The 14816-nt window shown below is 49.4% G+C and carries 16 protein-coding genes; 15 read left to right on the top strand and 1 reads right to left on the bottom strand.

What is annotated here, in order from left to right; all coding sequences use genetic code 11:
- Positions 1-156 precede the first annotated feature (156 nt).
- Positions 157-1230 (bottom strand): M42 family metallopeptidase, encoded by a 1074-nt coding sequence (locus MKY97_RS20715; RefSeq protein ID WP_342552159.1) that lies wholly within the window; start codon positions 1228-1230, stop codon positions 157-159.
- Between the two features lie 645 nt (positions 1231-1875).
- On the opposite strand from MKY97_RS20715, the gene spoVAC reads away from it, so the two are divergent.
- The 15 genes from spoVAC to MKY97_RS20640 all read left to right on the top strand — a co-directional run bounded on the left by spoVAC (position 1876) and on the right by MKY97_RS20640 (position 14762).
- Positions 1876-2328: a stage V sporulation protein AC gene (spoVAC, locus tag MKY97_RS20710; protein ID WP_342556406.1), complete on the top strand. Its 453-nt coding sequence runs from the start codon at positions 1876-1878 to the stop codon at positions 2326-2328.
- Positions 2325-3341 (top strand): stage V sporulation protein AD, encoded by a 1017-nt coding sequence (gene spoVAD, locus MKY97_RS20705; protein ID WP_342552158.1) that lies wholly within the window; start codon positions 2325-2327, stop codon positions 3339-3341. Before spoVAC ends, spoVAD begins: the two co-directional genes overlap by 4 nt.
- Before the next feature lie 5 nt (positions 3342-3346).
- On the top strand, positions 3347-3697 hold the full coding sequence (gene spoVAE / locus MKY97_RS20700; protein ID WP_090914950.1) for a stage V sporulation protein AE: 351 nt from the start codon (positions 3347-3349) through the stop codon (positions 3695-3697).
- Between the two features lie 180 nt (positions 3698-3877).
- Positions 3878-4834: a MoxR family ATPase gene (locus MKY97_RS20695; protein WP_342552157.1), complete on the top strand. Its 957-nt coding sequence runs from the start codon at positions 3878-3880 to the stop codon at positions 4832-4834.
- A gap of 66 nt (positions 4835-4900) precedes the next feature.
- Complete coding sequence (locus MKY97_RS20690; RefSeq protein WP_342556405.1) at positions 4901-6085, top strand: DUF58 domain-containing protein; 1185 nt, start codon at positions 4901-4903, stop codon at positions 6083-6085.
- Positions 6082-8295: a transglutaminase domain-containing protein gene (locus MKY97_RS20685; protein ID WP_342552156.1), complete on the top strand. Its 2214-nt coding sequence runs from the start codon at positions 6082-6084 to the stop codon at positions 8293-8295. Before MKY97_RS20690 ends, MKY97_RS20685 begins: the two co-directional genes overlap by 4 nt.
- Positions 8296-8404: 109 nt before the next feature.
- A complete protein-coding gene (locus MKY97_RS20680; protein ID WP_342552155.1) occupies positions 8405-8932 on the top strand; it encodes a YqeG family HAD IIIA-type phosphatase in 528 nt (175 codons plus the stop codon).
- Complete coding sequence (yqeH, locus tag MKY97_RS20675; RefSeq protein WP_342552154.1) at positions 8929-10056, top strand: ribosome biogenesis GTPase YqeH; 1128 nt, start codon at positions 8929-8931, stop codon at positions 10054-10056. The genes MKY97_RS20680 and yqeH overlap by 4 nt, the downstream gene beginning before the upstream one ends.
- Positions 10057-10115: 59 nt before the next feature.
- Positions 10116-10991, top strand: coding sequence for a shikimate dehydrogenase (gene aroE / locus MKY97_RS20670; protein ID WP_342552153.1), 876 nt, complete (start codon positions 10116-10118; stop codon positions 10989-10991).
- A 68-nt stretch (positions 10992-11059) separates the two neighbouring features.
- The gene (gene yhbY, locus MKY97_RS20665; RefSeq protein ID WP_342552152.1) at positions 11060-11353 is read left to right on the top strand and encodes a ribosome assembly RNA-binding protein YhbY; all 294 of its coding nucleotides are present in this window, start codon (positions 11060-11062) and stop codon (positions 11351-11353) included.
- 14 nt (positions 11354-11367) lie between these two features.
- Entirely contained in the window at positions 11368-11958 is a 591-nt protein-coding gene (locus MKY97_RS20660) for a nicotinate-nucleotide adenylyltransferase (protein ID WP_342552151.1), read from the top strand.
- Entirely contained in the window at positions 11942-12508 is a 567-nt protein-coding gene (gene yqeK, locus MKY97_RS20655; RefSeq protein ID WP_342552150.1) for a bis(5'-nucleosyl)-tetraphosphatase (symmetrical) YqeK, read from the top strand. Before MKY97_RS20660 ends, yqeK begins: the two co-directional genes overlap by 17 nt.
- A gap of 17 nt (positions 12509-12525) precedes the next feature.
- Positions 12526-12873 carry a ribosome silencing factor gene (rsfS, locus tag MKY97_RS20650; RefSeq protein WP_342552149.1) on the top strand — a complete coding sequence of 116 codons (348 nt, stop codon included), beginning with the start codon at positions 12526-12528 and terminating at the stop codon, positions 12871-12873.
- Positions 12870-13775, top strand: a complete 906-nt coding sequence (locus tag MKY97_RS20645) for a S1-like domain-containing RNA-binding protein (protein WP_342552148.1) — start codon at positions 12870-12872, stop codon at positions 13773-13775. Before rsfS ends, MKY97_RS20645 begins: the two co-directional genes overlap by 4 nt.
- A gap of 216 nt (positions 13776-13991) precedes the next feature.
- Positions 13992-14762 (top strand): class I SAM-dependent methyltransferase, encoded by a 771-nt coding sequence (locus MKY97_RS20640; protein ID WP_342552147.1) that lies wholly within the window; start codon positions 13992-13994, stop codon positions 14760-14762.
- Positions 14763-14816 lie beyond the last annotated feature (54 nt).

The raw sequence follows: 14816 nt of genomic DNA, 5'->3' as shown, positions 1-14816 counted from the left end.
TGGTTATGGGTCTTTCATTAAGCTATCTTATGTAATTGATCTCCAACATGTTCTACGATCCAGCTATTTATGAAACCAATCGAAAGAAAAGATACCCTCGAAGAACTTCGATAAGGTATCTCTGCAGTTAAGCTCTACATATTTTCTTAGCATGGATCAAGCATTATTAATAATTGTCTCCATCGTTGTACGGTCGAGACCCTTCACCAGCTTGACGATCAGCTCTTTGGCAGCATCATAGTCATCCGTGTGAATGATGGAAGAAGAGGTGTGGATGTACCGACCGCAGATGCCAATAACGGTGGAAGGTACGCCAATACCGCTCAAGTGGACCTGACCTGCATCGGTGCCGCCCGGCGAAATAAAGTACTGCATTTTAATCTGATTGGAAGAGGCTGTGTCCTGAACATATTCAACGATCCCACGATGTGTGAACATTCCCGGGTCGAATATGCGAAGCAGTGCACCTTGACCGATATGTCCAAAGGACTGCTTATCTCCAGTCATGTCATTGGCTGCGCTGCAGTCCAGGGCAAAGAAAACGTCTGGCTGAATGAGATTGGCTGCAGTACGTGCACCGCGCAGTCCCAATTCTTCCTGTACCGTTGCTCCCGAATAAAGGATGTTGGGCAGCTTCTCCTGATGCAGTGCTTCCACAAGTTCAAGCGCCAGCCCAACACCATAACGATTATCCCAGGCTTTAGCCATAATTTTCTTGGGATTTGCCATCGGCGTAAATTCACAGATCGGTACAATCTGCATTCCCGGATGAATCCCCCATGATTCTGCCTCGGCACGATCATCTGCACCAATATCCAGATACATAGAATTCAAGTCTACCGGTTTGCTGCGCTGGGATTCATCCAGCAGATGCGTAGGCGTAGAACCGACAACACCGATAATCCGACGTTCAGGAGTTATGATCTGAAGACGCTGCGACAGCACAGCTTGACTCCACCATCCGCCAAGTGGACGAAATTTAATCATACCTGTTTCCGTGATACCCGTTGTCATAAAGCCCACTTCATCAAAGTGTCCGGCGACCATCACTTTCGGTCCAGATTCATCTCCCCGCAGAACACCGAAGAGACTGCCCAGGCGATCTTGTACAAATTCATCGGTATACGCAGACATTTGTTCCTTCATCCATCCGCGCAGTTCACGTTCAAAACCGGAAGCGGAAGGGAACTCCGTTAACGTTCGGAACATGTCCATTGTTTTTTCATTCATGTGTCCAACAACTCCTCTGTTGATATGTATATCAGGTCACAGCAGAACGGCTGCCGGCCTGATGTCCTCTCTTGAGCAAAGGACTTAATTATTAACCACTGGTCACATTATAGTATGAACCTTGTACAAGTGATTGTCCATGTTTATGTTACGTTTTTAAGGCATGAGTTTGCTGGGCCCAACTTCATTTTCCGTCTGTATTTCCGCGATTGTCCCAAGCCTGCAGCCGCTTTCCTGAATAAGATTATAGAAGGGGAACTCGTTCCTCTGCATGCATTTTGTTCTGCTAAGCTTAGTACCGCATGGGGAAGGAGCAGGGATATCAGATGAAGCCTCCTGAGGAAGGTCATGAGAAGGTGCTGTTCATTGTACTTTTTATTTTGCTCGTCATCATTCTTCTTTATTTATAGATTCGAAAGATTGTAATCATTACTGCGGCGTGATCTCCTATACATTCCCCATCTCCCCCATTTTGGAAACATATGCTGTTCCTCGCCGGATACATAACCTTCCCGAAAATAACAAACAATGAATAGAAGTGATTCTCATCGGCATTCAGCTGCCGCTCTAAACATTCACATAAAGGAGGTCCTGTGCTTGCCAGAACAATCTGCAGCCGGAAAAAAGAAAACCTCATCGCTGTCGATGGATGAAAAGGAATATAAAAAGGTAGCCAAAAAACATGAGCCTTCACGCCCCATTTTGAAAAACTGCATCAAAGCTTTCCTCGTAGGGGGAACTGTCTGTTTGATTGGACAAGCCATTCAGGAAGCCTTCATGGCCGGTATGGACATGACGTCCAAAGAAGCTGCCAGTCCTACCGTGGCCGTCATGATTCTGATTTCGGTTATTCTGACCTGTCTCGGTGTATACGACAAAATCGCACAGTGGGCGGGAGCGGGTACGGGAGTGCCCGTGACGGGATTTGCCAATTCCATGTGTTCGGCTGCGCTGGAGCATCGTGCTGAAGGGCTTGTGTTAGGTGTCGGAGCAAACATGTTTAAACTTGCCGGTTCCGTCATTGTTTTCGGTGTTGTAGCCGCGTTTATTATCGGGATTGTGTATGCCTTCCTGGGGTTCGGGGGTGGGCATCTATGAAACGACTGGGCCGCCAGACATGGGAATATGATCATCAGCCTCGAATCATTGGCAGAGCAACCGTTGTAGGACCGGATGAAGGGAAGGGACCCTTATCTTCTGATTTTGACTACATCTATGACAATCTGGAGATTGGTGAGAAAACATGGGAAAAAGCGGAGCGTAAACTGTTCGAACAGGCTTCCCAGCTTGCATTGATGAATGCCAATCTCACAAAGGAAGAGCTGCATTATTTTGTTGGTGGCGATCTGATGAACCAGATCATCAGCAGTTCATTCTCTGCACGACAGCTTGGGGCTCCTTATCTAGGCGTATTTGGTGCCTGCTCAACTTCGATGGAAACGCTGGCGCTGGCTGCCATGATCGTGGATTCCGGTGCCGGAGATTACGTGCTTGCCGGAACCGTAAGCCATAACTGTACGGTGGAGAAACAGTTTCGGTATCCGACGGAGTATGGCTCTCAAAAACCGCCATATGCACAGTATACCGTCACAGGTTCTGGATGCGGTGTTATTTCTCGCACGGGTGAAGGGCCGGTGATTGCGAAAGCAACCGTTGGCCGAATTATGGATCTTGGCATCAAGGACCCGTTTAATATGGGAGCTGCCATGGCACCGGCAGCAGCCGATACCATTATTTCGCACTTCAGAGATACCGGGCTTGAACCCGGTTATTATGACCTGATTGTTACAGGAGATTTGGCCTCCGTTGGTCTGCCTATTACCAAGGAACTGCTGCATAAGGAAGGCATTCCGATGGAACAGACGGTTTTCAATGATTGCGGATTGATGATCTATGATCGTGAAAAACAGCCTCAGGTTGTTGCTGGAGGAAGCGGCTGCGGGTGTTCCGCGACCGTGACTTACGGTCACATTCTGAACCGGATGCAGAAGGGGGATTTGAAGCGAGTGCTCGTCGTTGCAACAGGAGCGCTGCTTTCGCCCCTCTCCTACCAGCAGGGTGAAAGCATTCCTTGTATTGCACATGCGGTAGCTATTGAACAGGGGGGGTGACATACATGCAATTTCTATGGGCTTTTATCGTTGGTGGTCTGATCTGTGTTATCGGACAGCTGTTGATGGACGGTGCAAAGCTGACGCCTGCACATACGATGAGTACTCTTGTGGTAGCAGGTGCGGTAGCTGATGCATTTGGTCTATATGACCCTTTGGTGAAGTTCGCAGGTGCAGGTGCATCCGTGCCCATTACGAGCTTTGGCAATTCCTTGGTTCACGGAGCATTGACCGAATTAGAGAAAGAGGGCTGGATTGGCGTAATTACCGGTATTTTTGATTTGACGGCTGCGGGAATATCGTCGGCGATTATCTTTTCTTTTCTCGCGGCGCTGGTTGTTCGCCCCAAGGGTTGACCTTTCAAATAAGCAAGGGCTTCGGATAAATTTATCCGGGGTCTTTTTGTCGTTTTCATGCGATAACTGCGGCGAATCCGACGACTGGAAACAAATTGTGAGTTCCTTCGAGTGTACTCGTGAGTCTGGATCATGTACAATAAAAGGAAATCTGTATGCTTTTTTAGGAGGTTAGACCACATGCCTGTGCGCAAAGAGTCGATCCAAATCATATCTGCAGTTCGTTCTAATCTGGAATCCTGCATTATGGGGAAATCCTTTGAAATTCAACTTTTACTCACAGCTTTGCTTGCAGGCGGACACGTTCTGATTGAAGACGTACCGGGAACGGGCAAAACACAGTTAATCAAAGCACTGTCCAAATCGATGCGCGGAGAATACCGCCGTATTCAGTGTAATCCTGATATTTTACCGAGCGATATTACGGGGGTATCCGTTTTTCATCCGAAAGATGAGCGTTTCTATTTCCGGCCCGGCCCGGTTATGACCAATATTTTGCTGGCGGACGAAATCAACCGTGCAACGACCAAAACACAGTCCGCTCTGCTCGAAGTCATGGAAGAACGCAGTGTAACTGTAGACGGTGATACCTACGATCTGCCTCATCCTTTCATGCTGTGCGCAACTCAAAATCCGATTGATTTCGAAGGAACATATACGCTGCCTGAAGCACAGCTTGACCGTTTTATGTTAAAGATCAGTCTAGGTTATCCTGACAAGGATATTGAAAAAACACTGCTGAAGCAGCATCAATCCGGTCAGCCTGTGGACCGGCTGCAGTCGGTAACCCATATGGATCAGATTTCGGCGATTCAGCAGGAGATCAAGGAAGTGTTCATCGGGGATCCTGTAATGGACTACCTGCTGGACGTTGTTCGCCACACCCGCTCCCATCCGTCTGTACTGCTGGGTGCCAGCCCAAGGGCAGCTATTTCCTTTATGATGGCCGTGAAAGCTTTTGCCTTCCTGCAGGAGAGAGACTACGTGCTGCCGGACGATGTGAAAACGATGGCTCCGTATGTCATATCTCATCGTATCGTACTTCGTCCGGAATCCAGACTGGACAGCATGAGCTCGGAGGCCGTTCTGAATTCCGTGTTACAGCAGGTTCGCGTACCTGTATCGATGGGGCAATAGTTGATGAGACCGCTTTTGACTACAGTCAATCGAAATCTGCGCCACCCTCGCGTATGGGGCATCGCAATGGTGTGGATGTGCTGTCTCGCGTACGTTTTGTTTCAGGGAGGAAAGACCTCGCTCATGCTCCTGTCTATGGTGACGCTGATCTGTGTTTACCTGGCGATCGCCGGATTCAGTGGAGTCAAACGGGCTCAGGGGGTGCGCAAACTCTCTTCTGGCCAGGATCATGAAGAACTGCTTCATGCTGGCGATCAGGTCCAAGTGAGGCTGAGCCTGACCATTCCCGGTTTTCTTCCTCTGCCTTACGTGGTTGTTCGTGAGATGCTGCATCGGCATAACGGGGAATCGTGGTCTTTTAAAGAAAGTCTGATCCCCAGTATGCGGGGATCTGGTGAGCTGTCCTTCCAGACACCGCCGCTTGAGCGGGGGAAATATGTTTTTTCAGAGACGGAATGTGCCAGCGAGGATATCTTCGGGCTGATTGAACACCGCGGGACTTTCAAAGCTATCGGAGAATTCCGCGTACTGCCTAGAACGGTATTCATTCCTTATTGGCAGCTCTATGATCGCAAGTCGCGTTTGTCAGGTCCGCAGACGGCATTGACACGTTCACGCAGAGAAACAACCCAGATTAACGGTGTGCGCGACTATGTGTATGGGGATCGTCTTTCCCGCATTCACTGGAATGCGACAGCAAAGACAGGGAACTGGAAGTCCAAAGAGTTCGAACACGAGTCTGTGCCGAAAACCATTCTCGTTCTGGATGCAATGGCAGGAAGCTATCCGCACGGAGAAGCATTTGAATTGGCCGTTTCCACCACAGCTTCCCTGCTGGATTACGGCACGAGGGAACGTATGGGGATGGGGTTGTTAACCTTAGCTGAAAAGTCGTCCTTCATGCCTCCGAGTGAGAGTCCGATTGAGCGGCAAAAGATGATGCATCATCTGGTGGACATACAGGATAACGGTCAAGATGCGTCCCTGCTGCCGGGTGTGGAGAAAATAGCTCGGCAATTCCCGCAAGGGGCATACTTTGTTGTCATTTCTCCGCAAAAAGACGAAAAAATACTTGAGGTGCTCCGCTGGGCAGATACCCGCGGCATGACCCCATGTCATATACTGATCGACCCGGCGGAATCTCGTCGAAGCTCGGAATGGAATGCCATGCTGCGCGGCAGAGGCACGAGATCATTCACAGTTGCCCATCTGCAGGAGCTTCCAACGGTTATGGGGGGAGGTTCGGTATGAGCGGCAGCAGACATGATAATTTGGGATTGAAAAGATCTTGGTACCACGCCGCATCCCTGCTCTGGATATTTCTGATTGCTCTGCAGTGGATATCGTTCACCCAGGAATCCTGGTATACCGAGACAACCTCGCTCGTATTGTGGACTCTGGCAGCTGTAAGCATTCTGGAGGTTGTTCTCCCTCTCAAAGTGCTGTATCGAGCGATCATCAAGGCCGTTGTTGTCGTATACATCTTGCATAAAACGTTGATTGATTACAGTGTGTATATTCCTTACGGCACGTTAACAGAGCGCATAGAGCAGTTTATTATGCATATGCCTCCGTATATCTGGTTTTCTTTGTGTGCATGGGTGATGTTAGAGGCGGCGATTCGCCTTGTGAATACAACCCGCCGGATTCTTGTGTTCCTGGGTGTTAATATTATATCCTTGGGCATCCTGGATTCCTTTACTCAGATTCCACTGTGGGTGGAGATTGCCTGGGTAATGTTTGCGGGCATGGGCTGGCTTGTATGCCAGCACTTCCGTAATTATCAGCTGCAGTATCCGCAGGGATGGAAACGGTTGATTCGGTATCCTTACAAAATACTGGCGAATATTGCTATCATCTTTTCATTAATCATTGTGGCCAGTGTAAATATGCCGGAAATTCCGCCAACCTTGACGGACCCGTATACGGCATGGCGGAATTACACCGGAACAACGTCGAACCAAGCGGGGAACGGCGTACTGGATATTCCGGCTGCAACCGAGTCTGGTTACAGTCGCGAGGACAATCAGCTTGGCGGAGGATTTAACTTTGATTACACGCCTGTGATGTCCATAACGACCAGTGACCGCAGCTACTGGCGCGGTGAGACACGTTCGGAGTATACAGGAACAGGCTGGGATGAGCCCGGACGTGCGTCCATGGAAAATGTGTCAGCCAGTCAGACGCTGGCCAATGAGCAGGCCGGAAAAGTGAATACGAAACAGGTCACACAGAAAGTGACGATGTTGAATGATACAGTATATCCGATCATGTTTGGAGCGTACTCTATATCGCAGGTAAGCTCGGTGAACGGTGAAGAGCGCGCGAGCCGTATGCTTTGGAATGCAGAGCGGGCTGAACTGCATGTTGTAACGACACGGCAGCAGCCGCAGTATCCTAAAAACTATACGCTTGTGTCAGAGGTGCCGATTATCGTAGAAGATGAGCTGCGTACCAAATCATCTGAAGCCCTCTATTCCAATAATCCGGCTGAGGACAAGTATTTGCAGCTTCCCTCCCGATTTCCTGAGCGGGTAAAAGACCTCGCTTCCGAGATTACGGCATCTGCAAAAACACCGTATGAAAAAGTGGCATTACTGCAAAACTATTTACAACAAAACTTTAATTACACCAACAATCCGGATCTGTCCCGAAAAGTGAGCAGCGACTTTGTCGAAGGTTTCTTATTTGATATTCGCGAAGGGTATTGCGATTACTTTTCTACTGCACTTGTGATGATGGCCCGGTCAGAAGGTATCCCGGCAAGATGGGTTAAGGGGTATGCACCTGGACAGATGTCGCTGAATTCCGATATGCAGGCTCCTCGTCAGCCTGGTGCACCTATCGAAACGACGTACACGGTAACCAATGCGGATGCTCACTCTTGGGCTGAAGTTTACTTTGGCGAGTACGGATGGATTCCGGTTGAAGCAACACCGGGATTTGATATGCCGCTGCTGACCGAAGCACCGGAGGTGCAGCCAGCTGACCAGCCGGAAGAACAGCCAGAGGAAGAACCGGTTCAAGAAGAAGAACAAACGCCGGCTCCCGAGCAGACGACTGCGGCGATTCCGACCTTTGTCATCTGGATTGCCGGTGCTGTAATCGTATTGTGGGTAGCTTACATGTTCTGGCGCAGCCGTCTTTCCCTGCGATTCCTGCTGCTCCGCCTGCGAACAGGCGGACCGCTGACACCTGAACAGAAGGTGCTGGCTGAGACAGAGCGCTGGATTCGTTATGCGAGAAGACGAGGCCTGACTCGCAGCGGGGACGAAACGCTCCGCGAGTCTGTAAACCGCTGGGGTCAGCTTAAACCGTCCGCTCGCGAGACATTGGAACAGCTGCTTATGAAGTTTGAACAGACCCGCTATAGTCCAGAGGCGGTAACCGCTGATGACTGGAAGGTTGTCTATCAGGCAGCCTTGAAGCTGCGGAAGGAATTGAAAGCGGAACGGGCTTAAGTACTGCCCGTCCCGTTTTTCCTTTTTTTCATAGCCATAAAGGCTGTTTGCATTTTCAGGAAAGACGGATTTGTGATATAGTGTGTCGTATGAAACTGAGGTGACTTCTTTGTTTAAAATGTTACTGCCCAAGCTGCGTGTAGACACAGTTTTTGACATTAATCTGGAAGAGCTGTACGCTCAAGGGTATCGTGGAATCATAACTGACCTGGATAATACGCTTGTTGGAGCAAAAGCACCTGATGCCACACCCGAATTGATCGAATGGTTCGCGCGTGTCAAAGAGGTGGGATTCAAGCTGATGATTGTGTCCAATAACAATCTGAATCGGGTGTCCCTGTTTGCGACTCCGCTGGATATCCAGTTTGTGCATAGTGCACGCAAACCATCGAATGTACCGTTTCGTAAAGCAATGAACATGATGGAGCTGCCTCCCGAGAAAACCATTGTTGTGGGGGATCAAATGCTCACCGACGTTTACGGAGGGAACAGACTTGGACTATATACCGTTCTGGTGCTGCCGATTTCCATCGGAGATGAGGGATTCATGACCCGCTTTAATCGGAGAGTAGAACGAATTGCCCTGTCTAATTTGCGGAAGAAAGGCTTATGGCTTGAGGAGGAAAAGAAGAAATGACAGAACCGCATAACGGCAGTATTGCCGTAAGATGCAGTGGATGCGGCGTGAATCTGCAGACGGAAAATCCGGATCTGCCTGGATTTATTCCCGAGAAAGCACTTGACCGTGAACCGGTCATCTGCCAGCGCTGTTTCCGTATCAAAAATTATAACGAATCATCATCTGTCACAGTGGATCAGGACGAGTTCCTGGCTCTGCTCAGCAAAATCGGGGATAAGGATGCTTTGGTCATTCATATCGTTGATTTGTTTGATTTTGATGGCAGTATTATTTCGGGCCTGCAGCGCTTTGTTGGAAACAATCCGGTACTGCTAGCCGTGAACAAAACGGACTTGCTCCCTAAAGTAACCAACTGGAATAAAGTTCGGAACTGGGTGCAGAAGCAGGCGAAAGAACAGGGACTGCGAACGGTAGATGTTGTGCTGTGCAGTGCGAAGCAGAATCAAGGTTTTGATCGTCTGCTTGAGCTTGTTGGTACGTACCGTGGAGATCGGGATGTGTATGTGGTCGGCGGAACCAATGTTGGTAAATCGACACTGATTAACCGCTTGATCCGAGACTACAGCGATCTGGAACAGGAATTGACAACATCGCGTTATCCGGGAACAACGCTGGATATGGTGAACATTCCGCTGGACGATGGAAAATATATCATTGATACGCCTGGAATTGTGTATCCATGGCGCTTCAGCGAGATCGTATCTCGTAAGGACCTTGCAGCGATTATGCCGGAGAAACCGCTTAAACCCGCGGTATATCAATTGAATTCCGGTCAGACGCTGTTCTTTGGCGGTATGGCCCGGTTTGATTTTATTGAAGGCGATCGTCAATCGTTTACCTGCTTCATCAGTACTGCGCTGGATATTCATCGGACAAAATTGGAGCGGGCAGATGATCTTTACCGTGATCACCTCGGAGAATTGCTTTCTCCGCCAACCCGTGAGAATGCCGCGGAGATGCCTGAATGGACGAGACATGAATTCCGGATCAAACGCGGCAGTCAGTCAGACGTATTCATCTCTGGTCTGGGCTGGATCAAGGTTAACGGAGATAACGGTGCTTTGGTGGCTGTCCATGTACCAAAAGGGATTCGAGTACAGATTCGTCCTTCCCTGATCTAGTTTCTAGTTTGGGTACAAGCTTTACATTCAAACAAACGGATCAGATCGGAGGCGAGTTCATGTCGACAGAGAACAAGTTCAATTCTTCACTTCCGGTGCTGCTTGGTGTGATGGGTGACCCAATTGCCCATTCCAAGTCACCGGCGATGCATAATGCGGCGTTAAAGGCAGCGGGTGTGCATGGAATGTACATGCCGCTTCATGTGCACCCCGATCAGCTGGAAGCTGCTGTTCGTGGAATCACTGCACTGGGCTATCGTGGTGTTAATGTCACGATTCCGCATAAGGAGCAGGTGATGCAGTATCTCGATGTGATCGATGAAAGTGCACGCTTGATCGGGGCAGTGAATACAATCGTGAATGAAAATGGTACACTGACAGGGTACAATACAGACGGAATCGGATATGTACGTTCGCTGAAGGAGGAGGCTGTTCCTCAGATTGAAGGGAAACGAATCGCAGTTCTCGGAGCAGGCGGCGCCGCAAGAGGTGTCATCTATGCACTTGCACTGGAGAAACCCGGACAGATCAGCATTCTGAATCGAACAGCGGACAGAGCGGTCAGTCTTGCTGCCGATTTGCAAAGTTATGATTTGGGGAATATTTCCGGAGGTGGAATGCAGGATGCTCAAGCTGTACTTGCTGCTGCTGATATCGTAATTAATACGACAGCAGCTGGTATGCATCCAAACATGGATGAAGTGCCTGTTGATCCTGCATGGATTCGTGAAGGGGCAGCTGTCAGTGATCTGATCTACAATCCGCTTGAGACTCGTCTGCTGCGTGAATCCCGTTTACGCGGCTGTACGGTACATGGCGGGCTGGGAATGTTTGTTTATCAAGGAGCTGTCGCATTTGAACACTGGCTCGGCATCTCGGCTCCGGTTGATACGATGAGACGAGCAGTACTAAAAAGTTTTGAGAATAATAATTGAACGGTCAGGTCCCTAAGCGGTTCATACGCTTAGGGTGACCTGCTCAACATAAGGAGTATGGAGTATTCATGTTAACTGGTAAACAAAAGCGTTTTTTGCGGTCACAAGCACATCATCTGACCCCTGTTTTTCAAATTGGCAAAGGGGGAACCAACGATCACTTGTTCCGCCACATTGAAGAGGCGATTGAAAAGCGTGAGCTGATGAAAGTGCAGGTGCTGAACAACAATCTCGATGATAAAAACGAAATTGCTGCAGAGGTTGCTCGTGAAACAGGCAGCGAGCTTGTGCAGGTCATTGGAAGCACCATCATTCTGTACAAAGAATCGCGTGATAATAAACAAATCGAACTTCCAAGATAAGGAGCGTGGCACGGGTGAAGATCGGCATCATGGGCGGTACGTTTGATCCGATCCACATGGGGCATCTGCTGGCAGCCGAAGCGGCACGGGATTCGCAGGCATTGGATGAAATCTGGTTCATGCCCTCCCATGTCCCGCCTCACAAACCAGAAGCAGGTGCAGCTGGACAGCAGCGTCTGGAGATGACAAAAGCGGCTGTAAAAGATACTCCCCAGTATGAGGTATTAGGTATCGAAATGGAACTGGGAGGCGTATCTTATACGATCGATACGATGCGTGAATTATGGCGGCGTCACCCCGAACATGAATTTTATTTCATCATCGGAGCAGATATGGTGAATTATCTTCCCAAATGGGAAGAGATTAAAGTACTGGCCTCCAAAATGACCTTTATCGGTGTTGGACGCCCGGGCTTCCAGCTGCATCTGGACGATTTACCGGATGAACTGCAGGGACGGGTTCTGCTGGCCGAGATGCCGCTTGTCGATATCTCATCCACAGCCATTCGCAGACGTCTTGCGAGTGGACATTCGGTGCGGTTTATGATCCCGGATGCAGTTCATCAATATATTGTTAGGAGCGGTTTATATGGCACTAAGCCGTGAGGAATTAATAGAGGCTGTCTCCGCACAGATGCCAGCCAAGCGCTGGAAGCATACCCAGGGTGTCATGGAATCAGCAGTCGCTTTGGCAGAGAAGTATGGTGCTGATCCCGTAAAAGCAGATGTGGCAGCGATTCTGCATGACGTGGCCAAATATTGGCCGGTAGCGGAGATGGAAGCGGTCATTCGTGATAACGGATTAAATGCAGAACTTCTGCAGCATGATAAACAGCTCTGGCATTCGGAAGTGGGTGCTTTTGTAGCTGAACGTGATTATGGTGTGTCGGATTCTGAAATTATTCATGCGATTCGGTGGCATACTTCTGGTAGGGTAGGCATGAGTCTGTTAGACAAAGTGGTATGCCTTGCCGATTATATTGAGCCGGGACGTGATTTCCCGGGTGTAGAGTATATTCGTGAGCAGGCACAGCGCAGTCTGGAGGAAGGTTTGATCGCGGGGTTTGATTCGACAATCAGCCTGCTTCTTTCCCAGCGCCGTGTCATCTATCCGCTGACGGTGCTCTCACGTAATGACTTGATTGCACAATTATAGATTATGGAGGTTGGTTCATGACGGTATCATCGAAAGAACTTATGAATATGGTGGTTGCTGCCGCTGACGATAAAAAAGCATCGAACATCGTAGCGCTTGACCTGAATAATATCTCGCTCGTTGCCGATTATTTTGTAATCTGCCACGGTAACTCGGATACACAGGTGCAGGCTATTGCTGCCGAGATCCGCAAACAGGCTCACGCTGCCGGTGCGGTTATTAAAGGTATTGAAGGTATGGACTCTGCACGTTGGGTCCTGATGGATCTGGGCGATGTGGTCGTTCACGTCTTCCATCGCGATGAGCGCGAGTATTACAATATCGAGCGTCTCTGGTCTGATGCCAAAGTGGTGGAAACGGTATGAGTTTGATCGCAGGAACAGTCGTCTCGCTGCCGGTTTCACGCGAAGTGTCTCCTTTTGGCTACTTTTTGACGACAGGATCGGAAGATGTACTGCTTCACTATACCGAGCTGACTCGGGAGATCAAGATTGGTGAAACACTGGAGGTTTTTGTATTCTTCGATACAGAAGATCGCCTCGCTGTTACGATGAAAAAACCTTACCTTACGCTGGGTGAGATGGCTAAACTGGTTGTAGCCGATGTGCATCCGCGTCTCGGCTGCTTTCTGGAGATGGGACTCGGTCGTCAGCTGCTGCTTCCGATTCGTGAACTGCCTGAACTCGAAGAACTTCGTCCTCAAGTAGGAGATGAAGTGTTCGTGATCATGGAACACGATAAACAGGGACGTCTGCGTGCCAAATTAGCCGGAGAACGGGAACTTGCACCTCTTGCCTTCCATGCTCCAACTACGTGGGTGAATGAGTGGGTGGAAGCGCTCGTGTACAAGCCGCTGCAGATGGGTACGTTTGTACTTGTAGACGGCGGAGTACTGGGCTTTGGGGCGATTGGTATGATCCATTCCTCCGAGCGCAGTCATATGCTGCGTTTGGGTGAGAAGGTGAAATGCCGGGTTACGCTCGTGCGTGAAGACGGCCGGGTGAATCTGGCTATGACGCAGCGTAAAGAAGTTGGGCGTAATGAAGACGCAGACAAGCTGCTTGCATTCATGAAAGAACGTCCTATGGGCGGCATGCCGTATTCTGATGCGACTCCGCCTGATATTATCAAGCAGCGCTTCGGCATCAGCAAATCCGCGTTCAAACGTGCTCTCGGTAAGCTGATGAAGGATGGCCTGGTAGTACAAAAGGAAAGCTGGACGTATCTGTCCGAATCTGCGCCCAAACCACAGCAGGAAGAGAAGTGAGTTTGGCGCAAACAGAGCAGTATGTATTTATTTAAGAGTGTTAAATGATTGCTCTGTACGAAGTAAATATAAAGTATTCGTTTCATAACCCCGAAGCATGATGCATTGGGTCGAGCAAAGCAGGGCCAGACTGGGTAAACACCGGATGCCCTGCTTTTTCTTTGGATTTGGATATCATCCGATTGAGGAAAATGAAATTGAAAGTGCGGTGCCGACATGTCTTACCGGAAATTTGCCTACGTTTACGATGAATTAATGGAAGATATGCCTTATCCGGACTGGATAAGGTTTGCAAGAACAGCCTGGGAACAGCATGGCATGCCTAAAAGTGTGGCGGAGCTTGGCTGCGGAACGGGTTCAATCACCATTCCGCTGGTGAATTCCGGCTTTGAAGTGACGGGCATTGACCTTTCGGCAGATATGCTGTCGGTTGCCCGCAGCAAGATGGAAGCAACGTCTCAAGGACATCGGTTGTACCGGGGAGGCAGCGTGCGCTGGGTGCAGCAGGATATGCGGGAGTGGAGAGTGCCTGAACCTGTGGACTCGGTCATATCGTTCTGTGATTGTGTGAACTATTTGCTGGAATCAGAAGATGTGATTCGTACATTCAGGCGAACATATGAGATGCTGAAGCCAGAAGGTACGTTTCTGTTTGATGTGCATCATCCGAACACACTCATTCGTTATGATGAAGAGCAGCCTTTTGTACTGGATGAGCGTTCCGTGTCTTACATCTGGACATGTGATCTGGACCAGGAGCGGTGTGAAATCGAGCACCATCTAAGCATTTTCTCGCGTATTGAAGACGGCAGCAGGGATACGTACCAGAGATTTGAGGAAGTTCATGTGCAGCGTGCTTATGATCCGGATTGGATGAAGCTGGAGCTGTGCAAAGCGGGCTTCCGAGACGTGAAGGTGTATGCGGACTTTGAGTGGCAAGAGGCTGGAGACAGTGCGCAGCGTTTGTTCTACGTGGCTGTAAAATAAATAAGCAGCTCGTATGTACATGGTTTGAAATACGATGGTTAGCTGTCCTTTGGC

This window comes from Paenibacillus sp. FSL R7-0652 (genome assembly GCF_038595045.1).
Taxonomy (GTDB): domain Bacteria; phylum Bacillota; class Bacilli; order Paenibacillales; family Paenibacillaceae; genus Paenibacillus.
Note: the sequence above shows the minus strand (reverse complement) of the source record. Positions and strands in the feature narration are given on the sequence as shown.